Origin of the sequence: Phocaeicola plebeius DSM 17135 (assembly GCF_000187895.1) — a bacterium.
Taxonomy (GTDB): domain Bacteria; phylum Bacteroidota; class Bacteroidia; order Bacteroidales; family Bacteroidaceae; genus Phocaeicola; species Phocaeicola plebeius.
Genome location: NZ_DS990130.1, coordinates 177112 through 203992, shown reverse-complemented (window position 1 = coordinate 203992; position 26881 = coordinate 177112). Strand labels below are relative to the sequence as shown.

Annotated in this window: 24 protein-coding genes and 4 tRNA genes; 18 read left to right on the top strand and 10 right to left on the bottom strand. The window is 44.6% G+C overall.

Annotation, left to right across the window (positions count from 1 at the left end; genetic code table 11):
* Window positions 1-194 precede the first annotated feature (194 nt).
* Complete coding sequence (gene dnaA / locus BACPLE_RS09125; RefSeq protein WP_007561118.1) at window positions 195-1610, top strand: chromosomal replication initiator protein DnaA; 1416 nt, start codon at window positions 195-197, stop codon at window positions 1608-1610.
* A 57-nt stretch (window positions 1611-1667) separates the two neighbouring features.
* On the opposite strand, the gene BACPLE_RS09120 is transcribed toward dnaA, so the two are convergent.
* Window positions 1668-2408 carry an NADPH-dependent oxidoreductase gene (locus BACPLE_RS09120; protein ID WP_007561116.1) on the bottom strand — a complete coding sequence of 247 codons (741 nt, stop codon included), beginning with the start codon at window positions 2406-2408 and terminating at the stop codon, window positions 1668-1670.
* 323 nt (window positions 2409-2731) lie between these two features.
* Here BACPLE_RS09120 and BACPLE_RS09115 point away from each other — a divergent pair, with 323 nt between their 5' ends.
* The 3 genes from BACPLE_RS09115 (at window position 2732) to BACPLE_RS09105 (ending at window position 6413) form a co-directional block, all read left to right on the top strand.
* A complete protein-coding gene (locus BACPLE_RS09115; protein ID WP_040312784.1) occupies window positions 2732-5275 on the top strand; it encodes an adenosylcobalamin-dependent ribonucleoside-diphosphate reductase in 2544 nt (847 codons plus the stop codon).
* 103 nt (window positions 5276-5378) lie between these two features.
* Window positions 5379-5750, top strand: a complete 372-nt coding sequence (gene folB, locus BACPLE_RS09110; protein WP_007561113.1) for a dihydroneopterin aldolase — start codon at window positions 5379-5381, stop codon at window positions 5748-5750.
* A 6-nt stretch (window positions 5751-5756) separates the two neighbouring features.
* Complete coding sequence (locus BACPLE_RS09105) at window positions 5757-6413, top strand: HAD family hydrolase (protein WP_007561110.1); 657 nt, start codon at window positions 5757-5759, stop codon at window positions 6411-6413.
* A 152-nt stretch (window positions 6414-6565) separates the two neighbouring features.
* On the opposite strand, the gene BACPLE_RS09100 is transcribed toward BACPLE_RS09105, so the two are convergent.
* The 3 genes from BACPLE_RS09100 to BACPLE_RS09090 all read right to left on the bottom strand — a co-directional run bounded on the left by BACPLE_RS09100 (window position 6566) and on the right by BACPLE_RS09090 (window position 9423).
* Complete coding sequence (locus BACPLE_RS09100) at window positions 6566-7666, bottom strand: tetratricopeptide repeat protein (RefSeq protein WP_007561108.1); 1101 nt, start codon at window positions 7664-7666, stop codon at window positions 6566-6568.
* Between the two features lie 17 nt (window positions 7667-7683).
* Entirely contained in the window at window positions 7684-8754 is a 1071-nt protein-coding gene (gene mnmA, locus BACPLE_RS09095) for a tRNA 2-thiouridine(34) synthase MnmA (protein WP_040312921.1), read from the bottom strand.
* A gap of 69 nt (window positions 8755-8823) precedes the next feature.
* Window positions 8824-9423 carry a MarC family protein gene (locus BACPLE_RS09090; protein WP_007561103.1) on the bottom strand — a complete coding sequence of 200 codons (600 nt, stop codon included), beginning with the start codon at window positions 9421-9423 and terminating at the stop codon, window positions 8824-8826.
* A gap of 183 nt (window positions 9424-9606) precedes the next feature.
* On the opposite strand from BACPLE_RS09090, the gene BACPLE_RS09085 reads away from it, so the two are divergent.
* Genes BACPLE_RS09085 through BACPLE_RS09060 form a run of 6 tightly spaced genes read left to right on the top strand, consistent with a single transcriptional unit; the run spans window position 9607 to window position 15521 of the window.
* The gene (locus tag BACPLE_RS09085; RefSeq protein ID WP_007561101.1) at window positions 9607-10293 is read left to right on the top strand and encodes a Crp/Fnr family transcriptional regulator; all 687 of its coding nucleotides are present in this window, start codon (window positions 9607-9609) and stop codon (window positions 10291-10293) included.
* A 33-nt stretch (window positions 10294-10326) separates the two neighbouring features.
* Window positions 10327-12366, top strand: coding sequence for a M3 family metallopeptidase (locus BACPLE_RS09080; protein ID WP_007561100.1), 2040 nt, complete (start codon window positions 10327-10329; stop codon window positions 12364-12366).
* Window positions 12367-12374: 8 nt separating this feature from the next.
* On the top strand, window positions 12375-12848 hold the full coding sequence (locus BACPLE_RS09075; RefSeq protein ID WP_007561098.1) for a DUF4847 family protein: 474 nt from the start codon (window positions 12375-12377) through the stop codon (window positions 12846-12848).
* Window positions 12849-12858: 10 nt separating this feature from the next.
* Window positions 12859-13293, top strand: coding sequence for a dCMP deaminase family protein (locus tag BACPLE_RS09070; RefSeq protein WP_007561096.1), 435 nt, complete (start codon window positions 12859-12861; stop codon window positions 13291-13293).
* Between the two features lie 5 nt (window positions 13294-13298).
* Complete coding sequence (locus tag BACPLE_RS09065) at window positions 13299-14951, top strand: S41 family peptidase (RefSeq protein WP_007561094.1); 1653 nt, start codon at window positions 13299-13301, stop codon at window positions 14949-14951.
* Between the two features lie 6 nt (window positions 14952-14957).
* Window positions 14958-15521 carry a 5-formyltetrahydrofolate cyclo-ligase gene (locus BACPLE_RS09060; protein ID WP_007561092.1) on the top strand — a complete coding sequence of 188 codons (564 nt, stop codon included), beginning with the start codon at window positions 14958-14960 and terminating at the stop codon, window positions 15519-15521.
* Here BACPLE_RS09060 and BACPLE_RS09055 read toward each other — a convergent pair.
* Together BACPLE_RS09055 and recF are read right to left on the bottom strand one after the other, a co-directional pair.
* Complete coding sequence (locus BACPLE_RS09055; protein ID WP_007561091.1) at window positions 15496-15786, bottom strand: DciA family protein; 291 nt, start codon at window positions 15784-15786, stop codon at window positions 15496-15498. The genes BACPLE_RS09060 and BACPLE_RS09055 overlap by 26 nt on opposite strands.
* Window positions 15773-16894, bottom strand: a complete 1122-nt coding sequence (gene recF / locus BACPLE_RS09050; protein WP_040312781.1) for a DNA replication/repair protein RecF — start codon at window positions 16892-16894, stop codon at window positions 15773-15775. Before recF ends, BACPLE_RS09055 begins: the two co-directional genes overlap by 14 nt.
* Window positions 16895-17042: 148 nt before the next feature.
* Here recF and BACPLE_RS09045 point away from each other — a divergent pair, with 148 nt between their 5' ends.
* The 6 genes from BACPLE_RS09045 to BACPLE_RS09020 all read left to right on the top strand — a co-directional run bounded on the left by BACPLE_RS09045 (window position 17043) and on the right by BACPLE_RS09020 (window position 18718).
* Window positions 17043-17720, top strand: a complete 678-nt coding sequence (locus BACPLE_RS09045) for a tetratricopeptide repeat protein (RefSeq protein ID WP_007561087.1) — start codon at window positions 17043-17045, stop codon at window positions 17718-17720.
* Window positions 17721-17825: 105 nt separating this feature from the next.
* Window positions 17826-18320: a 6,7-dimethyl-8-ribityllumazine synthase gene (gene ribH, locus BACPLE_RS09040; RefSeq protein ID WP_007561085.1), complete on the top strand. Its 495-nt coding sequence runs from the start codon at window positions 17826-17828 to the stop codon at window positions 18318-18320.
* A gap of 50 nt (window positions 18321-18370) precedes the next feature.
* Window positions 18371-18453: transfer RNA gene (locus BACPLE_RS09035), tRNA-Tyr, on the top strand.
* A 9-nt stretch (window positions 18454-18462) separates the two neighbouring features.
* Window positions 18463-18535, top strand: a tRNA-Gly gene (locus BACPLE_RS09030).
* Window positions 18536-18552: 17 nt separating this feature from the next.
* Window positions 18553-18635 (top strand) — tRNA-Tyr (locus BACPLE_RS09025).
* Between the two features lie 10 nt (window positions 18636-18645).
* Window positions 18646-18718 (top strand) — tRNA-Gly (locus tag BACPLE_RS09020).
* Window positions 18719-18768: 50 nt separating this feature from the next.
* On the opposite strand, the gene gcvT is transcribed toward BACPLE_RS09020, so the two are convergent.
* Window positions 18769-19854, bottom strand: a complete 1086-nt coding sequence (gene gcvT, locus BACPLE_RS09015; protein WP_007561082.1) for a glycine cleavage system aminomethyltransferase GcvT — start codon at window positions 19852-19854, stop codon at window positions 18769-18771.
* Window positions 19855-19927: 73 nt separating this feature from the next.
* Window positions 19928-21157 (bottom strand): peptidase T, encoded by a 1230-nt coding sequence (pepT, locus tag BACPLE_RS09010; RefSeq protein WP_007561080.1) that lies wholly within the window; start codon window positions 21155-21157, stop codon window positions 19928-19930.
* Between the two features lie 220 nt (window positions 21158-21377).
* Here pepT and BACPLE_RS09005 point away from each other — a divergent pair, with 220 nt between their 5' ends.
* Window positions 21378-22574 carry a BamA/TamA family outer membrane protein gene (locus BACPLE_RS09005; RefSeq protein ID WP_007561078.1) on the top strand — a complete coding sequence of 399 codons (1197 nt, stop codon included), beginning with the start codon at window positions 21378-21380 and terminating at the stop codon, window positions 22572-22574.
* Between the two features lie 109 nt (window positions 22575-22683).
* Here the strand turns inward: BACPLE_RS09005 and BACPLE_RS09000 are convergent, their stop codons facing one another.
* Window positions 22684-23133 (bottom strand): hypothetical protein, encoded by a 450-nt coding sequence (locus BACPLE_RS09000; RefSeq protein ID WP_148374580.1) that lies wholly within the window; start codon window positions 23131-23133, stop codon window positions 22684-22686.
* Window positions 23134-23321: 188 nt separating this feature from the next.
* Between BACPLE_RS09000 and BACPLE_RS08995 the strand changes: the two genes are divergently transcribed.
* Window positions 23322-24782 (top strand): potassium/proton antiporter, encoded by a 1461-nt coding sequence (locus tag BACPLE_RS08995; protein ID WP_007561075.1) that lies wholly within the window; start codon window positions 23322-23324, stop codon window positions 24780-24782.
* Here BACPLE_RS08995 and BACPLE_RS08990 read toward each other — a convergent pair.
* A complete protein-coding gene (locus BACPLE_RS08990; protein ID WP_007561073.1) occupies window positions 24779-26836 on the bottom strand; it encodes an RNA degradosome polyphosphate kinase in 2058 nt (685 codons plus the stop codon). The two genes, BACPLE_RS08995 and BACPLE_RS08990, sit on opposite strands and share 4 nt — an antisense overlap.
* Between the last annotated feature and the right edge of the window lie 45 nt (window positions 26837-26881).

The following is a 26881-nucleotide window of genomic DNA, read 5'->3' as shown; positions in this document are numbered from 1 at the left end:
AACTGACAAATAAGAGATTACTAAAATACAAGTCAAATTCATTTTATCAATAATTTAACAACTTTGTAACCTCCTATTTATCAACCCCTTAATTTATTAAAATAAAAAGCAAGGAAAAAGGGATTTGTTTTTCTGAAATTTGATTACGAAATTTGCAAGCGTAGAAGTTTCGCTTTATTAATAACAACGCACGTATGATTGAACATAACCAAGCTGTTGCATTGTGGAATCGTTGCCTGTCATTTATCAAAGACAATGTAAATGCTACAGCTTTTAAAACATGGTTTGAGCCTATCGTACCTTTAAAATATGAAGCTACGGAGAAGGCATTGACAATCGGCGTCCCCAGCCCTTTCTTCTATGAGTATCTGGAAGAAAAATATGTGGGATTGCTGCGCGCCGCCATCTATAAAGAAATAGGTGAAGGCACGGAGTTGATGTATTCTATCCTGACAGATAAGACAAACCATATCACCGTCAATATAGAAGGAACCAAACGTTCGTCTGCATTGCCGGAACAGGCTCCCGTATATAATGGTAATAAAACTCCGAATCCGTTACAAGCTCCGGCTCCTCAGGATTTGGATCCGCATTTGAACCCGAACTATAATTTCGAGAACTTCATCAAAGGAAACAGCAATGAGTTCTCCAGAACGGTAGCAGAAACGGTGGCTCAAAATCCGGCACGTACTTTCAACCCGTTATTTATTTATGGCCCGTCTGGTGTGGGTAAAACCCACCTTATTAACGCCATCGGAACACGCATCAAGGAATTATATCCGGAGAAACGCGTATTGTATGTATCGGCTCACCTCTTTCAGGTGCAGTATACAGACTCGGTACGTACCAACCACTTCAATGATTTCATCAGCTTCTACCAAACAATCGACGTGCTGATTATTGATGATATTCAGGAATTTGCCGGAGTAACCAAGACGCAAAATACGTTCTTCCACATATTCAACCACTTGCACCAGAACGGAAAACAGCTTATCCTGACTTCAGACCGTGCTCCCGTAATGCTTCAAGGTATGGAGGAACGACTGCTTACTCGTTTCAAATGGGGATTGGTAGCCGAACTGGAAAAACCGGATATTGAACTGCGAAAGAATATCCTGCGCAATAAGATAAAACGTGACGGACTGACCATTCCGGAATCTGTAATCAGTTACATTGCAGAAAGTGTGAACGAAAGCGTACGTGAACTGGAAGGTATCGTCAATTCATTATTGGCACAGTCTATTCTGTTCAAACGCGAAATTGACCTGGATTTGGCACAGCGCATTGTCAGAAAAGCTGTGAAGTGCGCCGAAAGCAAACCTATGACCGTGAGTGATATCATCACCAAGGTGTGCGAACATTACAAAATAGATGAAACGGCCATTCATACCAAGACCCGTAAACGGGAAGTAGTACAAGTAAGACAAGTGGCAATGTATCTGGCCAAGAAACATACAGATACTTCTTCTTCCAAGATTGGTCAGCTAATCGGAAACAAAGACCATGCTACTGTGCTACACGCCTGCAAGATTGTAAAAGATCAGGTAGATGTGGACAAGGCATTCAAAGCAGAAATTGAAGAAATCGAAATGAGTCTTCGTACAAGATAAGAGAAAAGGCAGCTGAGGTTTCAGCTGCCTTTTCTCTTATCTTTTTTGCATCGTACATCAATCATCAAACCCCTGACGCTTCAACACCTTCTTCAATCCTTCGGACATAAACTCATTATCACTCTTCTTATAACGAATATCGGTAAAGATTTGAGCCAGCGTCTCTGTATGATTGATTTCTACGAAATGTTTGTTTTCGGGTAGACCTTCCTTGTATGCATAGATTTCATCAATCATAGACGGCGTATAATCCTGGTATTTTTCTTCATGAATAATGCCTTGAACCGGCAAACGATCGGGCTGTTCCGGGCATTCATCCGGATAACCTACGGTAATCGTAGCGACAGGAACAACTAGCTTGGGCAGTTCCAGCAAATCAATGATCTGATCTGGATTATAAATGGTAGTTCCAAGATAACAGATACCCAATCCGGCCTCTTCTGCCAATGTACAGAAGTTTTGTGTAACCAGCAATGCATCGGTAGCAGCATTCAGAAAAGAAATAAAGTTGTCATAACCCGGCACAGCCTTCCGCTGTTCACACCATTTGCTGAAACGATTGAAGTCGGCACAAAAAGTAAGCACTACAGGAGCCGAAGTCACCATAGGCTGGTTAAAGTGAGCAGGTGCAAGACGGGATTTCATTTCCGCATCACGAGTCACTACCACACTATATAACTGCATATTTCCCATTGTGGAAGCGCGAAACGCTTCTTCCAATAATTCATTCAGCAAAGCAGCAGGCACATCGTCCTGCTTATACTTGCGAATGGTACGTCTGTTCTTTATTGATTCCATAATAAATAGGCTTTATGTGATACTACACAAAGGTAACAAGAATCATTGAATATCCCTACTCCCTTCTTAAGCAAGAAACACGCATATTTCAACAATGTTTCCCAATTCGGAAAACTTTTCAGATATATAAATTTTATAACAAACTAAATATCAGATATATATAAAAACAAAATAGAAAACCACCCGCATTGTTAATAACTTCTTTCTTTTTTATTTTGCCAATTAAAAAAACATCTTTAGCTTTGCAGAGGTTTGTTAGAAATAAAAGCGAATTCTACACCTTTACAATTTTTATTGACAACAAACTTATTCATATAATAACCGTGGAAAAGAAAACGTACAGCTACGATGAAGCCTACAACGCTTCGTTGGAGTATTTCAAAGGAGATGAATTAGCCGCACGTGTTTGGGTAAACAAATACGCAGTGAAAGACTCGTTTGGAAACATCTATGAGAAATCTCCAGAGGATATGCACTGGCGAATTGCCAATGAAGTAGCCCGTATAGAGGCTAAATATCCTAATGCAATCAGTGCTCAAGAACTTTTTGACTTACTTGACCATTTCAAGTACATCGTTCCTCAGGGGAGCCCGATGACGGGAATTGGGAACGATTACCAGATTGCTTCACTCTCTAACTGCTTTGTAATCGGACTTGACGGAAGCGCCGACTCATACGGAGCCATTATCCGCATCGATGAAGAACAGGTACAACTGATGAAGCGACGTGGTGGCGTAGGACATGACTTGTCACACATCCGCCCGAAAGGTTCTCCGGTTAAGAACTCGGCCCTGACTTCAACCGGTCTTGTTCCTTTCATGGAACGTTATTCCAACTCTACCCGTGAAGTAGCTCAGGATGGACGTCGCGGTGCACTAATGCTGAGCGTATCTATCAAGCATCCGGACTCTGAATCTTTCATTGATGCCAAGATGACGGAAGGAAAGGTTACGGGCGCCAACGTGTCTGTAAAGCTGGATGATGAATTCATGCAGGCTGCTGTAGAAGGGAAGCCTTACACCCAGCAATATCCGATAGATTCTCCTAACCCGATGGTGTCAAAAGAAATTGATGCTTCAGCTTTATGGAAGAAAATCGTACACAACGCATGGAAATCGGCTGAACCGGGTGTATTGTTCTGGGATACGATTATCCGCGAATCTGTGCCCGACTGTTATGCCGACCTGGGATTCCGTACGGTATCGACCAACCCTTGTGGAGAAATTCCATTGTGTCCGTACGACTCATGCCGCTTGCTGGCTATCAACTTGTACTCCTACGTAGTAAATCCGTTTACTCCAGAAGCTTATTTTGACTTTGAGCTGTTCAAGAAACACGTGGCACTGGCTCAGCGTATCATGGATGACATCATCGACCTGGAACTGGAAAAGATTGAATGTATTCTTGAAAAGATAGATTCTGACCCTGAAAGCATGGAAGTGAAGGGAAGCGAACGTCACTTGTGGGAAAAGATTTATCATAAATCCGGACTAGGACGCCGTACAGGTGTAGGTATCACTGCGGAAGGCGATATGCTGGCTGCCATGGGATTACGCTATGGCACGGAAGAAGCAACTGAATTCTCAGAAAAGGTACATAAGACAATTGCACTGGAAGCTTACCGTTCGTCAGTAAACATGGCTAAGGAACGTGGAGCTTTCGAAATCTACGATGCGGAACGCGAAAAGAACAATCCGTTTATCAACCGTCTGAAGGATGCGGATCCGGAACTGTACGAAGAAATGAGAAAGTATGGTAGAAGAAACATTGCCTGCTTGACCATTGCTCCGACAGGAACTACCAGCTTGATGACACAGACTACTTCTGGTATTGAACCGGTATTTATGCCTGTGTACAAACGCCGCCGTAAAGTAAATCCGAACGATGCGAATGTGCACGTAGATTTCGTGGACGAAACAGGAGACGCATTCGAAGAATACGTGGTATTCCACCACAAATTCCTCACTTGGATGAAAATCAACGGCTATGATCCAGACAAACGCTATACACAGGAGGAAATTGATGAACTGGTAGAAAAATCGCCTTACTATAAAGCTACGTCAAACGATGTAGACTGGCTGATGAAAGTAAAGATGCAGGGACGTATCCAGAAATGGGTAGACCACTCTATCAGTGTAACCATCAACTTGCCTAACAATGTAAGCGAAGACCTTGTCAACCAGTTGTATGTGGAAGCATGGCGTTCTGGCTGCAAGGGATGTACGGTATACCGTGACGGCTCACGTGCCGGAGTGCTTATCTCTACCAAGAAAAAAGACAAGAAGGAAGAGGAAGAATGCCGCTGCAAACCTCCTCAGGTGGTAGAGGTACGTCCGAAAGTGCTGGAAGCTGATGTGGTACGATTCCAGAACAACAAGGAAAAATGGGTAGCATTCGTAGGCTTGCTCGACGGAAGACCATATGAAATCTTTACCGGTCTGCAAGATGATGAAGAAGGTATCGTATTACCGAAATCAGTCACCAGCGGACGTATCATCAAGAGCTACGATGAAGATGGAACCAAACATTATGACTTCCAGTTCGAAAACAAGCGTGGCTACAAGATGACCATTGAAGGACTTTCTGAAAAATTCAACAAGGAATACTGGAACTACGCCAAACTGATTTCAGGAGTACTCCGCTGGAGAATGCCTATTGAGCAGGTTATCAAACTGGTTGGTTCTCTGCAACTCGATAGTGAAAACATCAACACCTGGAAAAACGGTGTGGAAAGAGCACTGAAGAAATACGTTCAGGACGGCACTGAGGCCAAAGGCGTGAAATGCCCGAACTGCGGACATGAAACACTGGTATATCAGGAAGGCTGTCTGATTTGTAAGACATGCGGTTCTTCACGTTGCGGATAATCGCTGATAAAATACATATTTTATAAATGCACAGGCATGAATCGTACAGGTTTCTGAGTTTCAGCAATCATACGATTCATGCCTCTCTTATTCATGAAAGAAGATGAAACAAAGCGACATGTATATTCATTTGAAGGGACTGAAGATTTTCGCCTTCCACGGGGTACTGCCACAGGAAAACAAAGTAGGTGCCGAATACACTCTCAATCTGCGGCTGAAAACCGACTTCAGTCAGGCCTCACAAACTGACGACCTGAACTATACCATCAATTATGCCGAAGTGTTCAAGGCCGTGAAAGAAGAAATGAAAATCCCTTCCCGGCTGTTGGAGCATGTCATCCAGCGTATTGCCGGACGATTGTTTCACGATTTCCCGCAAATCACAGAAATCAAGATTGCCCTGTTCAAGCAGAATCCTCCTATGGGAGCGGAATGTCAGGAAACAGGAGTAGAATCTATTTACACCAAAGACTAACGCAATATGAAAAAGATTGTCATTTTTGACCTGGACGGAACTTTACTAAACACCATTGCCGACCTGGCAGCAGCTACCAATTATGCGCTGACTCAGTTTGGCTATCCCACACATGACACGGACGCTTATCGTTTCTTCGTGGGAAACGGCATCAACAAATTGTTCGAAAGAGCTCTTCCTGAATCGGAAAGAACACCGGAGAACGTGCTGCGCATACGCTCTAAGTTTGTGCCTTACTACAACCTGCACAATGCAGATTTAAGTCGCCCCTACCCCGGTATCGAGAAACTACTCGCACAACTTCAGGAACAGCATATCCAGATAGCCGTAGCCTCCAACAAGTATCAGGAAGCGACAGAAAAACTTATCCGCCAATATTTTCCCTCCATCCATTTTACAGCCGTATTCGGACAGCGGGAAAATGTACCGACCAAACCCGACCCGCAAGTCATTCATGAGATTATGGAAATAAGTGGCGCACAGAAAGAGGAAGTGGTCTACATCGGTGATTCCGGAGTAGACATGCAGACCGGACTCAATGCAGGAGTTAGCACCATAGGCGTATGCTGGGGATTCCGCCCGAAAAGCGAATTACAAGAATTCAACCCAGCTCTTCTGGTTGAAACTCCAGAAGAAATTGCAGCGTTTCTGCAACTTTCCTAAGAAAATTTCTAAACCGTCCTTGTGCTTTCCCTAAAACGCAAGGACGTTTAAATTCAAACGTAAGTACATTCGATATAAAACTCTTTTACATTTCAGTTAAAACACAAGTGCATTTTAAACCAAACGTAAAAGAGTTTTCTCTAAGACTGAAATCACTCACGAGACAGCCGCTTGAGAGCCAGATGATGACCTGCTTGAGCGGCTTTTTTATACCAGAACATGGCCAGATGCAAATCAGGAGCACCAGTCCATCCTTCTTCATACCCTTGTCCGATACGATAGAAAGCATAGGGATCTGACGAATGGCGGTACGCCTCAAAAGCTTGCGGAAGTGACACGGGCAACGTCCCGCATCCTTTCCGATACAAATCACCCAAGTTGGCTGAAGCATAGGTCAAATCACCTTGGCGAACGGCCTCCTTAAACCAGAATTCCGCCTGATAGCCATCGGGAAACACCCCTACCCCTTCCTGATACAAAGTACCGATGTCATTCAATACCACTCCGTCTACAGGCGTTCCTTCACGATATTCCTTCCCTAATTCCAGCAACATGTCCACATCTTCCCGCGAAAAGCTTTCCCATGTCTCTGTACCGTCAGTCTGCCATGACTTAACCCGCCCGATGGAAACATGCTGTGGCACGTCGACCTCCACATCCATCGCATAGGCCATGCGATCGGCCAGAAACTCTTCCTTAGTCGCTTCTAACAGCCAGCCTTTCCGAAGCAGATACTGTATGTAACCATAAATGCGTGAGGTAGAAGAATGAAGATTCACCCCATATTTCTTCAACTGTTCCAAAGACACATAACGAATTCCGTCTTTAGGTAGTTCCAGGTAACAACGGGGAATGACAGAAAGTATCACTTTCAGCGAGGCAATTTCCTCTCCGATACAGTCTTCTATCCATTGCGCTCCCAGCCTTTCATATACACTGTAAGTCTTTCCATCCTCCCGCGACATCAGTTTCGGAGTGTGTCCGTTCAGATGCAATCCCAAGGTATCAATCAGGTAAGGAAAAAATTTATAGTCGTCGTATGAAGACAGCCCGTCCATGCCTATCACTATTTTGCCATGCATATCATCGGAAATGACAAACGAAGTGGTGGAATGCTCCGGACGATGAAAATAATAATGAGTTTCCCCACGGTAAGTACCCTGTACGGTCAGTTCCACAGGAACCTCCAGCTTGCGAAAAAAATCCTTTATTTGCAAAGGAGATGCCGCATTCAGTTGAAAAGAAATTCGCATAGTTACTCTTTCTGCTTTTAATAAATCTTTGCTCGAATCTCACCACTACCTATGCACAAACGAGCATCCTTGTCATAAATCACCCCGAATTGTCCGGGCGCTATGCCCTGTATCGGTTCCTCGCTGGAAACATGCAACGTTCCGTCTTCGGCAAAGCGCACTTTCCCAGTCTGAAAGGTATCCGTGTGACGTATTTTGAAACAAATTTCAGTTTCCTGTTCTTTCCATGGATTCAGAGTGATAAAATGAAAATCCTTTACACAGAAGAAATGCCCAAACTGTTTTTCTGTATCATACCCATGCGACACATAGATAATGTTTTCTTCCACATTCTTGTCTACAACGAACCACGGACCACCGCCCAGTCCCAGCCCTTTACGCTGGCCTATGGTATGAAACCAGTATCCGCGGTGCTGTCCGATAACCTTTCCGGTTTCCAGTTCCACGACTGGCCCCGGACGTTCTCCCAAAAAACGACGGATAAAGTCATTGTAGTTTATCTTACCCAAAAAGCAAATACCCTGGCTGTCTTTCCGCCGTGCACTTGGCAAAGATGCTTTCACTGCCATATCCCGCACTTCTTCCTTGAGAAAACCTCCCAAAGGAAACATCAGGCGAGACACCTGCAAGTAGTCAATCTGAGCCAGGAAATCGGTCTGGTCTTTTACCGGGTCTTTGGCCGTAGCCAACCATGTATATCCATCTATATCCAGCGTAGAAGCATAATGCCCCGTAGCAATCTTATCGTAACCTTGACCAGCCTCCCGATCAAAGCAACCAAATTTTATCAACTTGTTGCACATCACGTCCGGATTGGGAGTCAGCCCACGGCGTACCCTGTCTACCGTATATGCCACCACATTGTCCCAATAAGCCTGCTGTAAATCGACAATATGGAAAGAAAGGCCATACTTACGTGCAGTGGCAGAAGCCAGTTCAATATCCTCCTCCGCCGTACAAGTCAACCCATCGTCCGTATCCATACCGATTTTTATATAAAACAAATCAGGCTTATGTCCTTGTTCACACAACAGATGCACGACTACTGCACTGTCCACTCCTCCCGAAATCAACGCTGCTACATTCATATCTTTCTTTTTTAACGGCAAATATACCACCGGCATTCCACATGCCCAATACCCTTTTCAGGGTATATCTCATTTCATAGCCTGGAACTGCTCGATAAGCGAAGTGATGTTTGCTGTAAACAAACGGGCTGAAATGGCCAGCAAAATGATACCGAAAAACTTACGGATTACATAAATACCACCCTTTCCCAGCAGACGTTCAATACGATCGGTCAATTTCATGACAATAAATACCCATACCATATTAAGAATCAATGCCAGCACGATGTTGATGGGTGCATATTCCGCCCGCAGTGAAAGCAAGGTGGTAAACGCACCGGCACCAGCCAGCAAAGGGAAGACCAAAGGTACCAGCGTGGCCTCCTTAATCGGACCTGTATTCTTGAAAATCTCAATATCCAGAATCATTTCCAACGACATCAGAAAGATGACAAACGCACCGGCTACCGCAAATGAAGCGATGTCTACCTGAAACAAACGCAACATCATGTCGCCCGCATAAAAAAATCCTAGAAGAAGTGCAAAAGCAATGAGAGTGGCTTTAAGGGCATTCACGGACCGCCCTTTCTGTTTCAAATCCAGAATAATAGGAATGGAACCAATAATGTCAATCACGGCAAAAAGAACGATAAAAGCACTCAGAAACTGCTGAAAATCTAATCCACTCATAGCTATATCCAAAATTATTACTGCAAAGTTATGATTTTTCTACACACTTGCAAGGGAAGAACAAACATTATCAGACTGTAAGAAAGAATAAAAAAGATAAAAGGTATAAATGGACGATACTTTCAGTAGGGAAATATACTTAACTTTGTATGTTAAAAGATAACTTAATAAAGTTAACGAGAAATGGAATTGACAATGTACGATAAGCTTTTACAGCTGCCTCTATTTCAGGGTATGTCGAAATTTGACTTCACTGACATTCTGGAAAAAGTAAAAATTCACTTCAACAAATATGAACCTGGAAGCTGCCTGGTTAGACAGGATACTCCATGCAACCAACTCATTTTTGTGCTGGATGGAGAAGTACAAATAGAGTCCAAGGATAGAGCACATCAATATACAATTTGGGAAACTTTTAAAAGTCCGAATGTAATCGAGCCTTATTCTTTGTTTGGCATGCGTCCTTACTTCACAGCTTCTTACACGGCGGTTACGGAGGTCAACACACTGAACATTGACAAATCATACATTCTCAATGAGCTATGCCGGTATGAGGTGTTCAACCTGAACTACATGAACATGTTGAGCAACCGGAGTCAGGTAATTTACAACAAATTGTGGAATTCGCATATCGGAAAAACGCGCGACAAGATTATCAACTTCCTTCTGCTGCGCTGCATGACTCCATACGGAGCGAAAAAACTGTCCATCCGAATGGAAGATTTGGCACGCCTGATTGACGATACCCGCATCAACGTATCGAACGTATTGAACGACCTTCAGAACCGGGGACTGATTCAGTTAGGACGGCGTACCTTCAGCATTCCCGAACTAAGGGAGGTAGTACTGCTGTTAGATAAGAAAGACTAAGCGTAATTACAACCTTTATTTATTTGAAGCAATATGAACAATCCATTTTTACAACCTTATCATACACTCCACGATACTACTCCTTTCCAGCAGATACGGATTGAAGACTACGAACCGGCCGTTCGAGAAGGCATGCGACTGGAGGACAAGGAAATACAGCAAATCACCAGCAATCCGGAAGAACCGACTTTCCAGAACACCATTTTAGCTCTGGAGCATGCCGGGAAAACCCTCGACCGGGTCACTACCGTACTCTTCAATTTGCTGAGTGCGGAAACCTGCGACGCGCTGGAAGAAATAGCAGAAAAGCTGACTCCGGCACTGTCTGAACATGCCAACAACATCAGCCTCAACGAGCAGCTCTTTGCCCGCGTAAAAGCGGTATACGATAAAAGAGAATCCTTGCAGCTGACTCCTGAAGAATGTCGTTTGCTGGAAAAGTCATACGACGGTTTTGTTCGCAACGGAGCCAATCTGTCTGAAGAAGACAAGACTACTTTCCGAAAGCTGAGCATGGAACTGAGCAGCCTGACATTGAAATTCTCGCAGAATCACCTGAAAGAAACCAATGGATACGAACTGGTGCTGCACACCGAAGACGAACTGGCCGGACTTCCAGAAAGTGCCATAGAAGCAGCCGCACATACGGCACACGAAAAAGGGAAAGAAGGTTGCTGGGTAATCACTCTGCAAGCCCCAAGCTACGTGCCTTTCATGAAATACAGTGACAAGAGGGAACTGAGAAAGACGCTCTACATGGCTTATAACACCCAATGTTGTCACGACAATGAATTCAACAACCTGAAGATTGTGGAACAGCTGGTCAACCTCCGCATGGAACTGGCTCAACTGTTGGGCTTCAAGAATTACGCTGAATATGTACTGAAAAAACGCATGGCCGAAAACAGCGAAAATGTATACAAACTGTTGAACGACCTGCTGGAAGCTTATACGCCAACTGCCCGTCAGGAAGTAGAAGAAATCCGTGCCCTGGCCCGCGAACTGGAAGGTGAAGACTTCGAACTGATGCCGTGGGATTTCTCTTACTATGCGGAAAAGCTGAAAAACCGGAAATTCAGCCTGGATGAAGAAGCGCTCCGCCCTTACTTCGAACTGAGCCGTGTAAAAGCCGGTGTATTCGGACTGACTACCCGCTTGTATGGCATCACTTTCAAGGAAAACAAGGAAATTCCGGTATATCATCCGGACGTACAGGCGTATGAAGTGTTCGACCGCGACGGAAGTTTCCTGGCTGTACTCTACACAGACTTCCATCCCCGCGAGGGCAAGCGTTCGGGTGCCTGGATGACCAGCTATAAGGAACAATGGATAGACGACAACGGATGTAACAGCCGTCCGCATGTGTCTGTCACCATGAATTTTACCAAACCGACCAAGGACAAACCTGCCCTGCTGACATTCTCGGAAGTAAATACCTTCCTGCACGAATTCGGGCACGCATTACACGGCATGTTTGCCAATACCCGTTTCCAAAGCATGAGCGGAACCAATGTGTACTGGGATTTTGTGGAACTTCCTTCACAAATCATGGAAAACTTTGCCATAGAAAAAGAATTTTTGAATACATTCGCATGTCATTACCAGACAGGCGAACCCATCCCACAAGAACTGATTCAGCGCATCGTTGATGCTTCCAATTTCAACGTGGCATACGCCTGCCTGCGCCAGCTCAGTTTCGGATTCCTTGATATGGCCTGGTACACTCGCCAAAGCAAGTTCGAAGGCGATGTAAAAGCCTACGAAAAAGAGGCATGGCAGCGTACGCAACTGCTTCCGCAACCGGAAGACACCTGCATGAGCGTACAGTTTGGTCACATCATGTCGGGAGGATATTCTGCCGGATATTACAGCTACAAATGGGCTGAGGTGCTGGATGCCGATGCTTTCTCCGTATTCAAGGAGACAGGCATCTTCAATCAGGAAACTGCCCGTTCATTCCGTGAGAATGTACTGTCAAAAGGAGGTACTGAGCACCCGATGACATTATACAAACGTTTCCGTGGTCAGGAACCGACCATTGAAGCACTATTAAAAAGAAATGGTATAAAATAAGGATACAAATGAAGACATTCAGACTCTACTGGTTCTTTACGTTACTCCTGTTACTAGCCGGATGTAACCAGAAAGACGATGTTAACGAAATTTTCTCCAGCGGACAGACGTGGCACTGGAGCAACTCCTATAGTACCAGTGACTGGAAGGATGACAACAATTTCAATTCCACACTGACACGTGATGAAGTAGCTAAAATCAACGACAGCCAGGACAGCTACAACATCATTTTCAAGGAAGACGGTACCGTGGAAGGCAACGGAAGTAATTTCAGTTTTACCGGTACATGGAGTGCCAACGGAGAAGACCAGAGCTTTTCTATCCAGTTAAAGCCTAGTGGAAACCGCAGTGGCCTGGACAAAACGTTTTATGACGAAATAAGCAATGCTAAATTCTATCGGGGAAGTTCCAGAACCATCAAGCTGTTCAACCTCGACAAGAATCATTATATTCAATTCTATCCCAAAGGATTCAACGATTAAGCATACCACTATGAAACCAACGGAACATAAGCAAGAAATACTGGACAAACGCTACATGCGCATGGCCTTAATCTGGGCAGAGAACTCCTATTGCCAACGGCGACAGGTAGGCGCATTGATTGTCAAAGACAAAATGATTATTTCAGATGGTTACAACGGTACTCCTGCCGGCTTTGAGAATGTGTGCGAAGATGAGAACGGAGTAACCCGCCCCTATGTGCTTCATGCTGAAGCCAATGCCATCACCAAGATAGCCCGCTCCAGTAACAGCAGCGAAGGAGCTACCATGTATGTCACCGCCTCCCCGTGTATCGAATGTGCCAAACTGATTATTCAGGCTGGTATCAAACGAGTGGTATATGCAGAAAAATACCGTTTGGAAGACGGGTTGGACTTGCTGAAAAGAGCCAATATTGAAATTGTATATCTTAACCCCAATGAATAAATAACATGAAAAACAATAACACACGCTTTATCCCGTTCCTGTTGGCCATCTGCCTGATTGCGGGCATCGCCATCGGCACATTCTATGCCAACCATTTCTCAGGAAACAAGCTGGGCATCATCAACACTTCATCCAACAAGCTGAATGCGTTGTTGCGCATCATCGACGACCAGTATGTAGATACGGTAAACATGGGCGAACTGGTGGAAGAAGCCATGCCGCAGATTCTTTCGGAACTCGACCCGCACTCTTCTTATATTCCGGCCAAGGACCTGGAAGCTGTAAACGCCGATTTGAAAGGTAGTTTCAGCGGTATCGGTATCCAGTTTACCATTCAGAACGATACCATCCATGTAAACAGCGTCATTCAGGGCGGCCCCTCGGAAAAAGTGGGTTTGATGGCAGGCGACCGTATTGTAGAAGTAGATGATTCTGCTTTTGTCGGCAAGATTGTGACAAACAGTGAAGCCATGAAACGCCTGAAAGGTGAAAAAGGCAGTAAGGTGAAACTGGGTGTTTACCGTCCGGGCGAAAAGGACTTGCTTCATTTCACTGTTATCCGTGGAAACATTCCGGTGAAGAGTATCGATGCCGCCTATATGATTAATGAAAAGGTAGGCTACATAAAAGTCAACAAGTTTGGTGAAACCACTTATCCGGAACTGCTTATCGCACTGGCCAAACTGAATCAGAAGAACTGTGAAGGCCTGATTGTCGACTTGCGTGGAAATACGGGAGGTTATATGGCTGCTGCCATCCAGATGGTCAACGAGTTCTTGCCTAACAACCGTCTGATTGTCTACACCCAGGGACGCAAGTCGCCGCGCGAAGACTACAACTCCAACGGAACAGGAAGCAACCAGAAAATGCCGCTTGTAGTACTGGTGGACGAAGGTTCAGCTTCTGCCAGCGAAATCTTTGCCGGAGCCATCCAGGACAATGACCGTGGTACCATCGTAGGACGCCGTTCTTTCGGAAAAGGTTTGGTACAGCAGCCCATTGAATTCAGCGACGGCTCTGCCATCCGTCTGACCATCGCACGCTACTACACCCCATCCGGACGCTGCATACAGAAACCTTACGAAAAAGGTAAGGAATCGGAATACGAACTCGATTTGCTCACCCGTTATGAACACGGCGAATTCTTCTCTGCCGACAGCATCAAGCAGGATGAGACTGAAGTATATCACACCCGCCTAGGCCGTCCGGTATACGGAGGAGGAGGTATAATGCCCGACATTTTCGTACCACAGGATACAACCGGCATGACCTCGTACTTCCGCATGGCTGCTAACCGTGGACTAATTATCCGCTACACGTTCGACTATACCGACCAGAACCGCAGCACCTTGCAGAAATATGATACTCCGGAAAAGATGGAAACCTACCTGAAAGGACAAAACCTGCTGAATAAGTTTGCCGCATGGGCGGAGAAAAAAGGCTTGAAACGCCGTAACAACCTGATGATGAAGTCACGCCGCTTGTTCGAAATGAGTTTGTACGGAAACATTATCTATAACATGCTGGGTATGGAAGCATACGTGGAATACCTGAATGAATCGGACAAGACCGTACTGAAAGCCGTAGAAATTCTGGAAAAAGGTGAATCTTTCCCTCAGGCTCCAAGCCCGCAAGCAGCTACTGACAAAAAGGAATGATACCTTATGGATAAAAAGGAACTGCGACGGTTAATCGCACAAGAAAAACGGAATTATTCCGTTGCTCAAAAAACTGAATGGTCTTCCAGCTTGTTTCAAAAGCTGGAGGACCATCCATTGTTTTTGCAGGCACACACTCTCCTGCTCTATCACTCGCTATCCGATGAGGTACAGACTCACGAGTTCATCAAGCGCTGGCATCCATACAAGCGCATCGTACTTCCCCTTGTCAAAGGAGATGAACTGGAATTCCGGTATTATGAAGGGGAAGATTCATTACAAATCGGTGCTTTCGGCATTGAAGAGCCCACCGGTAGCCTGGTAGAAAATCTGCATGAAATAGAGCTGAGTATTATTCCTGGTGTGGCCTTCGACCGCTCAGGCAACCGGTTAGGACGTGGAAAAGGATATTACGACCGCGCCTTGACCAAACTGCAATCCTATCGCATAGGGGTATGCTTTCAATTCCAACTGCTTCCACATATTCCCGTAGAAGCCACAGACCTGCCCATGGACGAAGTATGGACGGAACAAGGCTGCATATTCAACGGAACACAATGTTCACAATAACCTGAGAACCGACCTGGGCATTCAGGTTACGAATCAGCATTTCACGTCCCATCATCAGTTCCTGACGAATCACGGAAGAAGAAAGACTGACATAAAGTACCTGGTTTTTAATAAAAAGATTCGTGGTGTAACGGGTAATGACCGGTCCCACCACATCTTTCCAGGCATCCACCAGACGATATTCATTCAATGGAGTCTCCAGCCCTTGCTGGCGGAGAAACTGCCGGAGCACATCGCCAATCTGTTCAGTGTTATTCCGCTTCATAAGACTCCTTTCGTTCGGACACTTCTCCGTTTTCCACCTCAAACAGTTTGTAATCGCCCTCTATCTTTTTCAAGATACGGTCCAGATGGTCACGGTTGGTATCGGTAATAAAAATCTGTCCGAAATTATCTCCTGCCACTAATTTGACAATCTGCTCTACACGAAGTGCATCCAGTTTGTCGAAAATATCATCCAGCAGAATCAAAGGAGTCGTACCGCTTCCGGTACGCTTCAAAAATTCAAACTGTGCCAGCTTGAGGGCAATCAGATACGTTTTGTTCTGCCCCTGAGAACCTTCCCGCTTCATGGGGAACTCTCCCAGCTGCATAATCAAATCATCCTTATGAATACCTTTCAAGGAGTAGCCCATCACCCGGTCACGCTGACGGTTGGCACGCAGCAGGGCAAGCAAATCCCCCTCTGCCGCATGCGACTGGTAAGAAAGTTTTACTTCCTCCTGATTTTGGGATATATAAGAATAGTATGACTGGAAAATCGGAATAAACTCATCGATGAACTGCTGACGTTTACGAAATACCACTTCACCCGTAGAAGCCATCATCTCTTCCCATACGTTCATCAGTTCTTCGTCGGGCTCCAGTTCCGCTTTCAGCAACGTATTACGCTGTACCAAGGCTTTATTGTAGCGAATCAGCGCATCCAGATATTCCCGGTCGAACTGCGAAATCACCACGTCCATGAATCGTCTTCTTTCCTCACTCCCCCCGGCAATAAGCAACGTATCAGCCGGAGAAACCATCACTAAAGGAATCAATCCGATGTGGTCGGACAAGCGGGTATACTCTTTCTTATTCCGCTTGAACTGCTTCTTCTGCCGACGCTTCAACCCGCAATACACTTCTTCCGGATCACCGTCTTCTGTTTCATAAAAACCTTGCAGCACAAAGAAGTCCTGTTCATGCCGTATATTCTGAGAATCAATAGGGTTAGTTGCACTCTTACAAAAAGAAAGATAATACACAGCATCCATCAGGTTGGTCTTTCCCATCCCGTTCTTTCCGATAATGCAGTTCATCTTGCGGGAAAAAGCCAGCTCGGCCTGTTCCAGATTCTTATAGTTTAATATCGAAATGCGTTTAAGCCACATAAAAACAATCACTATTTGGGATACAAATTTAACAATAAAAGCAAGATTGATTAAAAAAACTGCCCGCAAATTTCATTTATACACATAAATCAACTACTTTTGCTGTCCAAATACGTGGATTGGAAAAATAATAAAAAACAAATATCAAATGACTGAACAAAAACACACTAATGACCCGTTGAATGTAGACGAAGCGCTCAGCACTTCAGAAGCATTCCTGATTAAAAACAAGAATGTACTTTTGGGAGCAGTAGTTGCTCTGGTAGTTATCGTCGGAGGTTTCCTCGGATACAAACATTTCATTTCTGAGCCGAATGAACTGAAAGCTTCAGAAGCTATCTTCAAAGGTGAACAGTACTTCGGAGCTGATAACTTTGAAGTTGCCTTGAAGGGTGACAGTCTGGGATATGCAGGTTTTGTGAAACTGGCAGACGAGTTCAGCGGTACAGATGCAGGAAACTTGGCAAACGCATACGCAGGACTTTGCTACGCACAGTTAGGCAAATACGAAGATGCTATCAAATATCTGGATAAATTCAGCGGTGATGATTTACTGGTTGCTCCTTCAGTAATGGGAGCTCTGGGAAACTGCTATGCACAGACTGGACAGCTTGACAAAGCTGCCGCTACTTTGTTGAAAGCAGCCGACCGTGCCAACAGTTTGTCAATTAGCCCGATTTTTCTGATTCAGGCTGGACAAATCCTGGAAAAACAAGGAAAGAATGCAGAAGCCGTAGAAGCTTACAAGCAGGTTAAGAACAAATACGGTAACTCATATCAGGCAATGGACATCGATAAGTACATCGAACGTGCTTCTTTGAAATAAACCACAAGAAACATACTTCTATTAGTATAAGTATCATTCAGGCCGGACCGAGGTTTTTCGGTCCGGCTTTTTTCTTTAACATACAAACTTAAAAAGACAAACAATATGGCTACAGCTTATCACAATCTTTCAGATTACGACTTTAACTCCGTACCCGATGCCTCACAGATGCGCTTCGGTATCGTAGTATCTGAATGGAATCATAACATTACGGGAGCTTTACTTGAAGGAGCAGTCAACACATTGAAAAAACACGGAGCAAAGGATGAAAACATCCTGGTATATTACGTTCCGGGTAGTTTCGAACTGACTTTCGGCTCATCACAACTTGTTAAAAGTGGAAAAGTAGATGCAGTCATCGCATTAGGCTGCGTAGTACGTGGCGATACGCCTCATTTTGATTATGTGTGTGCCGGAGCCACTCAAGGTATTACAGAACTGAATGCAACTACCGATACACCAGTCATTTACGGCCTCATCACAACCAATAACATGCAGCAGGCAGAAGACCGTGCCGGAGGGAAATTAGGAAATAAAGGTGACGAATGTGCAATTACAGCAATAAAAATGATCGATTTTATTTGCAAGTTAAAAAAATAATCGTACCTTTGCATCGCAATTGAGAAAAGCACTAAATCTTGATTGCGGACGGGCAAATACCAGAGTGGCCAAATGGGGCAGACTGTAAATCTGCTGGCTTACGCCTTCGGTGGTTCGAATCCATCTTTGCCCACTAAAAATTGCGGAAGTAGCTCAGTTGATAGAGCATTAGCCTTCCAAGCTGAGGGTCGCGGGTTTGAGCCCCGTCTTCCGCTCTTTTTAAAATATTGTTGGGCAAGTACCAGAGTGGCCAAATGGGGCAGACTGTAAATCTGCTGGCTTACGCCTTCGGTGGTTCGAATCCATCCTTGCCCACCGCAAATTTGCGGAAGTAGCTCAGTTGATAGAGCATTAGCCTTCCAAGCTGAGGGTCGCGGGTTTGAGTCCCGTCTTCCGCTCATGAAAAAAGCCTGTCTTTCGACAGGCTTTTTTCGTATCCTTTTCTTGCTTATTTCCGGAAAGGAGGTTTCACTACCTGCGCTTTCAGTTTTCTTCCACGATTGTCCAGATAAATCTCCGTACCCGGCTTACTGTATTCGGTCTTCACGTATCCCATACCGATACCTATCTTACGCATAGGCGACATGGTTCCTGAAGTGACCTGACCAATAGGCTCTCCGGCTTCATTCAGCAACGCATAGCCATGACGGGGAATTCCACGGTCAATCATCTCAAAACCTACTAATTTCCGGCTGACACCTTCTGCTTTTTGTTTCTCCAATGCCGCACGATTGGTAAAATTCTTACCCTCCACAAACTTGGTAATCCAGCCCAATCCGGCTTCCAATGGAGAGGTTTCATCAGTAATGTCATTTCCGTACAAGCAGAAGCCCATTTCCAGACGTAATGTATCGCGAGCTCCCAAACCAATCGGCTTGATGCCAAACTCCTGACCTGCTTCGAAAATCGCATCCCAGATTTTCATGGCTACTTCCGGATAAAAATATAATTCAAAGCCCCCGGCTCCGGTGTATCCGGTATTGGAAATAATCGCATTCGGTACTCCAGCAAATTCACCAACTTTGAATGTATAATAAGGAATGGATGACAAATCTACGGAAGTCAGTTTTTGAAGCGTTTCGCAAGCCTTTGGCCCCTGAATGGCCAGCTGGGCCATACGGTCGGAAGAATTCTCCAGTTCCGCCCCTACCCGATTATGAGCCACACACCAGTTCCAGTCCTTTTCAATGTTTGCCGCATTGACTACCAACATGTATTTATCCGGTTCGTATGCATACACCAACAGGTCGTCCACAATCCCTCCGGTCTCATTAGGAAAACAAGTGTACTGCACCTTGCCCGGCGTAAGCACAGCAGCGTTATTGGAAGTCACTTCCTGAATAAATTCGAGTGCATGAGGGCCTTTTACCCAAAATTCACCCATGTGAGATACATCGAAAACACCTACCGAATGGCAGACTGTGAGATGTTCATCAATAATTCCTGAATATTCAATTGGCATGTTGTAACCCGCAAACTCATGCATCTTGGCTCCGAGTGCAATGTGTTTCTCGGTAAATGGAGTTGTTTTCATAAGGTATATATTAAGGTTGATAAATAAGTTGCGAGTCCGACCTCGGCAAGGCGAACCCGCAACCGTTGTATAATTAGCAGTATCTTTTAGCAGTAAGTTCCGCAATCTTCACTACCACATTCATGGCTTTTTCGATAGACTGTACAGGAACAAACTCATAACGTCCGTGGAAATTCAATCCGCCGGCAAAGATATTCGGACACGGAAGCCCTTTGAATGAAAGCTGCGCACCGTCCGTACCTCCACGAATTGCTTTTACTTTCGGAGTCACCCCAGCTTCCTGCATTGCTGCAAAAGCTATATCAATGATATGCATCAACGGTTCCACCTGCTGGCGCATGTTATAGTACTGGTCTTTCAGCTCTACGGTAACCGTACCCTCTCCGTACTTCTCGTTCAACTGTGCAGCATAGTTCAGCAAAGCCTGCTTACGTGCTTCAAACTTCTCACGGTCATGGTCGCGAACAATATATGAAAGCACCGTATTTTCCACTTCACCTTCCATACCAATCAGATGATAGAAGCCTTCGTATCCTTCCGTCGTACCCGGTGTTTCATTTGCAGGCAACAGAGAAGCATATTCATTGGCCACCAACAAAGAGTTAATCATCTTGTTCTTTGCATATCCCGGGTGTACATTACGTCCCTTTACCCGAATCTTTGCAGCTGCGGCATTGAAATTCTCAAATTCCAGTTCACCGACTTCTCCTCCGTCCATGGTATAAGCCCATTTCGCACCGAATTTCTCTACATCAAACTTGTGAGCTCCCAGACCGATTTCCTCATCCGGATTAAAACCGATACGAATATCACCATGCTTGATTTCCGGATGTGCAATCAGATAAGCCACCGCACCTACAATTTCTGCAATTCCGGCTTTATCGTCCGCCCCCAACAAGGTATGACCGTCGGTCACAATCAAATCCTCACCTACATGATCCAGTAGTTCCGGGAAATTAACAGGAGACAGAATGATATTCTCCTCCGCACACAGAGGAATATCCTTTCCATCGTATTTCTCTACGATACGCGGTTTCACATTCTCTCCGCTCATATCGGGACTGGTATCCATGTGGGCAATAAAGCCGACCACCGGAACCTCATGGTCCACATTCGAAGGAAGTGTGGCAAACAAATACCCGTTTTCATCCAAGGAAATATCTTTCAATCCCAGTTCCTCCAGCTCCGTTTTCAGGTATTGCGCAAATACCATCTGCTTCGGCGTACTCGGAGTGACACCGGTCGATTCGTCCGACTGCGTATCAAAAGTCACATACTTTAAAAAGCGTTCAATTACTGTCATATCACTTTATTGTTTACAAATATCTTACTTTTGTAAAAGTAAAAAATACCCAGAGAATGACCAAAAGACTTACCATTTTTTATCAGAACGCAAGGATGATTTACCTACTTACGGCAAAAATCCAGACACCAGTCTGACTTTTAAGTTAAAAAGACAAGGGAATCCAAAAACTCTTAAAATAAGCCCAATCAGATTCGACCCTTTTTTGTAATTTTGTCGCATGAAAAAATACTTACTCATTTGCATCTATTGCCTGTTCATCGTAGCAGGATATGCACAAGAATCTCTTCAAGACAGTCTGCCACACCATCAATTGACAGAAAAAGAGCTCAAGAAACAGAAAAAAGCAGCCCGCAATTTTCATTATAACATATTGGGAGGACCGAGTTATACCCCTGATTTTGGCTTGCTGATAGGCGGAAGTGCCCTGATGACATTCCGCATGAACCCGAAAGACACCACCATGCGCCGTTCAGTTATCCCTGCTTCCGTAGCTTTCATGTTCAACGGGGGACTAAATCTGGTGGTAAAACCACAGCTTTTCTTCAAGAACGACCGCTTCCGTATCTTCGGACAGTTTACATTCAAGAATACCCAGGAAAACTTCTATGGTGTAGGATATAATACCAATAAGAATTATGTACGCAGTGATACGACCAGTCAGTATCGCTACAGCGGCATACAGATTAATCCGTGGTTCCTTTTCCGTCTGGGAGAAAGCAACTTTTTCGCAGGGCCACAGATTGACATTACCTATGACCACATCATGGATCCGGCCAAATATCTGGTGGAACAGCCTGACTACAAACGTGCAGGAGGTACTGCCGACGGCTACAAAGATTTCAGTTCCGGGGTAGGTTTCCTGCTTACTTACGACACACGCGACGTTCCAGCCAACCCTTACAAAGGGCTCTACTTCGACTTGAGAGGACTGATATACCAGAAGTTTTTAGGCAGTTACTCTAACTTCTCTCATCTGGAACTGGACTACAGACAGTACAAGAGCGTCGGGAAACGAAAGGTAGTGGCATGGACGGTACAGAGCAAGCACTCTTTCGGGCACAATCTTCCGCTAAATAAATACGTACTGAGTGGTACTCCTTTTGACTTGCGAGGATATTACATGGGGCAGTACCGCGATAAGTCTTCGCACGTGGCACTGGCCGAATATCGCCAGATGTTCAATACCGACCAGAGCAATTGGATTAAAAGAGTAATCAATCGTCTAGGCTTCGTAGCCTGGGGAGGATGCGGATTTATGGGACCTACGCCTGGAAAAATAGAAGGAGTGCTTCCTAATGCCGGCCTGGGACTTCGCATAGAAGTACAGCCCCGCATGAATGTCCGACTGGATTTAGGACGCGATTTCACCAACAAGCAGAATCTGTTTTATTTCAACATGACCGAAGCATTCTAACACATACAGACATACTCCATTTCCACCACAGGGTAAAATACCCTCCAGTGAAACATTTCCCGCAATAAAAACACTAATATTTCATAAAGTAAAGGATACGCTTTTTCCCTTATTTAAAAGTCAGCCCGTTAAACAAAGCAGACTTTCCACCTTGATCTGTACCAATCAGCTGAAGTTTACCATTCTTCAAAATAGCTTTACAAGTACCTTCTCCATCGTCCATACCTGAACGTCCAGGCACAAACTTAAGGTAAGCTATATTTCCTTCCATGCGTGTCAGAGAAAATTCATAAGTGACCAACAGCGACTTACGACCACTTGGTTCCACCACATATACTGACATAAAACCATTACACAAAGCTCCATCATTGTAAGGATTCAAATTCTTTTTCTCACTCACATTCAAATCAAAACTCATTACAGCATCTTTTTGAGGAGTAGTGGCACTCCAAGTTTTATTCCATGCCGAATTCCCAGTTTGTGCATAAACCATTCCTGAAAAACAGAGCAAAAAGATTAATAATACCCTGCAACTTTTGTAAAAATAACACTTCTCCATAATTCAAAATTTAATAGTTACAATTCATCATATAGATACAACAAATATACTAAGTATCATTACAAAAAATATCTTAATACAAGCTTTTTATGTTTCTAAAAATACTTGTCTGAAAAAACATTTTCTTACCTTCGGACATTATAATACATATACAACGTTCATATTACTTTATTTATTATTACATAATCATGATTTTTACAGCTGAAAACATACTGATGATTGGCTCTATCCTTATTTTTTCCAGCATTCTCATCAGTAAAACCGGATACCGGTTTGGTATTCCCACTCTTCTACTTTTCCTGATAGTAGGAATGTGTTTTGGCAGTGACGGACTCGGACTGCAATTCAACAGTGCTTCAGATGCGCAATTTATTGGAATGATGGCACTGAGCATTATCCTGTTTTCTGGAGGTATGGATACCAAATACAACGAAATCAAACCCATCCTTACTCCCGGTATTGTCCTGTCAACCGCCGGTGTATTGCTTACAACCTTGCTGACCGGTATATTTATATTCTATATTTCCGACTGGAACCGAACCAACATAGAATTAACCCTGCTTAGTTCCTTGCTGCTCGCCGCTACCATGTCGTCTACAGACTCTGCTTCTGTATTCAACCTGCTCCGCTCCCAACGCATGAACCTGAAACAAAACCTGCGTCCTATGCTGGAGCTGGAAAGTGGAAGTAATGACCCGATGGCCTACATGCTGACCATCGTACTGATACAAGTGATTTCAAGTGGAAGTAATCCTGATTTTCTACTGATTACCAAAGACCTGCTTGTGCAGTTCTTCTTCGGTGGAGTCATCGGTTACGCCATGGGACGATTCAGCGTATGGCTGATAAACCGCATCAACCTGTCCAACAGTTCGCTTTACTCAATCCTCTTGTTGAGCCTGGTATTCATTACCTTCACCATTACGGATCAGCTGAAAGGAAATGCTTATCTGGCGGTCTACATCATGGGAGTCATTCTTGGAAATACCCGACTGGCTTTCCGAAAAGAAATCAATACCTTTATGAGCGGACTGACCTGGCTTTTCCAGATTATCATGTTCCTTACTTTAGGATTGCTGGTCAACCCACACGAAATGCTCGACATTGCAGCGGTAGCCTTACTGATTGGTGTGTTTATGATTCTCGTCGCCCGTCCGCTCAGCGTATTCCTCTGTCTGCTGCCTTTCCGTAACATTACGAATAAAGGCAGACTGTTTGTTTCGTGGGTGGGACTGAGAGGAGCTACTCCCATCATTTTTGCAACTTATCCGGTATTGGCACAGATTGAAGGTTCACAGCAATTGTTCAATATTGTATTCTTCATCACGCTTCTGTCTTTGGTTATTCAGGGGATGACCATTACAAAGGCGGCAAAAATCCTACAACTGGACTTGCCCGCACCTAAAGAAGGAAATGAATTTGGAGTGGAACTGCCGGAAGAAATTGATACCCGTCTGAATGACCTCACCCTGACAGCCGAAATGCTGGAAGACAAAAACAGACTGGCCGAAATGCAGATTCCGAAAGGAACATTGGTCATGCTCGTGAAACGTGGCAATGAGTTCCTCATTCCCAACGGACAAATGGAGTTGAAACCGGGAGATAAATTACTGCTTATATCAGAAAACAAAAACAAGTCGGCTGATTAATTCTCAGCCAACTTGTTTTTCAAATATTCATAAAAATCGTACTGCGCACGTACATCGTCGTTACCCGGTTTTCTTTTAAAGATATTCCGCAACTGATTGTCCACCCAACATGCCTTCCGGTTGGCCGACAGCTGAAGCTCCAGCATGTCTGTCAATTCCCGACGAAGTCTGCCGTCGAGAATAGGAGTTACCGCCTCGATACGACGATACAAATTACGACGCATCCAGTCGGGCGAACCGATAAAAACTAACGGATCACCTCCATTCCCAAAGTACCACACACGGGCATGCTCCAAGAAACTGTCCACGATACGGGTAACCCGAATATTCCGACTAAACGATTCTCCCGGAACCAGACAGCAAATTCCTCGTACAATCAAATCAATCTGCACCCCTGCCTCACTGGCACGATACAGCTCATCTATCATAGCCGTATCCTGCAAGGCATTCATCTTCAAAATAATCCGGCCAGGCTTTCCATCTTTTGTCAAATCGATTTCCCGCTGAATCAGGGCTTTCAATTCTGGAAGCAGATTGAAACGTGCTATCAACAGGCGTTTGAAACGAGGCTCTGTCACTTCTTTCCGCAAGACCTTAAACAGGGTACACATGTCGTCCACTATCTGCTTGTTACAGGTATACAAAGCTATGTCTGCATAAATCTTTGCCGTTTTCTCATTAAAATTACCCGTACTGACATACGCGTAGCTTCTTAACCGTTCTCCCTTGTCATTCTTCCGGAGAATCAATGCCACCTTGGCATGTACTTTCAATCCCGGAATGCTGAATATAATGTCAATCCCCGCCTTTCGCATCAATTCGGCCGTAGCCAGGTTATTTTCCTCATCAAAGCGGGCTTTCAGCTCCACAAACACCGTGACATGCTTCCCGTTTCGTGCGGCAGCAATCAAGGCATTAATCACTTCCGAATGTTCTGCCACACGATACTGCGTAATCATGATTTCACGACAAAAAGGATCATGAACGGCTTCATACAGAAAATGAATGAAATGTTCAAAACTGTGATACGGATAATAAAGCAGCATATCCCGTTTGGCTATCCGACGATACATAAAGTGTTTTTCGTTCATTCCAGGCAAGAACATCGGCTGCGGCTTGACGATGGCCGGAATATCCGGATTCGGGTTAGGGAGGGACGCCAAATCTTCCAGGTTCAGATGCTTGTCGCCTGGCACAAGCTCTTCCCGGTTGATACCCAATGCTTCTACCAGAGCATCCAGAAAATCATCCGGCATTTTCCGGTCATATACAAAACGACAGATAGCGCCAATCTTCCGCTTCTTCACCTTCTCCTTCAATTTTTCCACCATGCTCTCAGCAGGTACATCATCTACAAACACATCAGCATCACGTGAAATCTTACAACAATAACTGCATTCTACCTTGTAGCCAATAAACACCTCTTTCAAATTGGCCTTAATTATATCCTCCAGAAACATGAGGTAATAATTTCCCTCATGCGAAGGAAGCTGCACAAAGCGGGGCACCTTACTATAAGGCATTTTTATAATATAATATTCCGGCTTCTCCTGCGCATCTTTCCATACCCTTACAGCCAGATACAAACGTCTGTCCCTCAAGAAAAAGCGCACATTATCCGGATCGATTTTCACCGGCTGAATGTAGGGAAACACTTCTTCCATAAAAAAGCGATGCACAAACTCCTTATGAAAATCCTCCACCTCGCTTTTACTCTGGTAAAACGCCACATGATTACGTCGTAATGCCGGAAGAATCTTTTCTTCATAGATGCGTACACGGTCTTCCAACTGACGGTTCACGGTATCCGTAATCTGCCGGATCAAGGCATGAGCCTCATCCACGGTCATGTCTTCACTCTTACCTCCAGATGCAACCGCCTTATGTTCTGCCACACGTACCTGGTAAAACTCTTCCAGGTTAGACGAATAAATAGCTATGAAATTGATTCTTTCGAACAGAGGAAGCGTATCATCATCTGCCTCCAGCAATACGCGATGATTAAATGACAACCAGCTTATATCTCGGTTGAAATAATTATAGTGTTTTTCCATATACTGAAATCATTCAAGGTTTTTTCAAATGTAGTATCTTTGCCG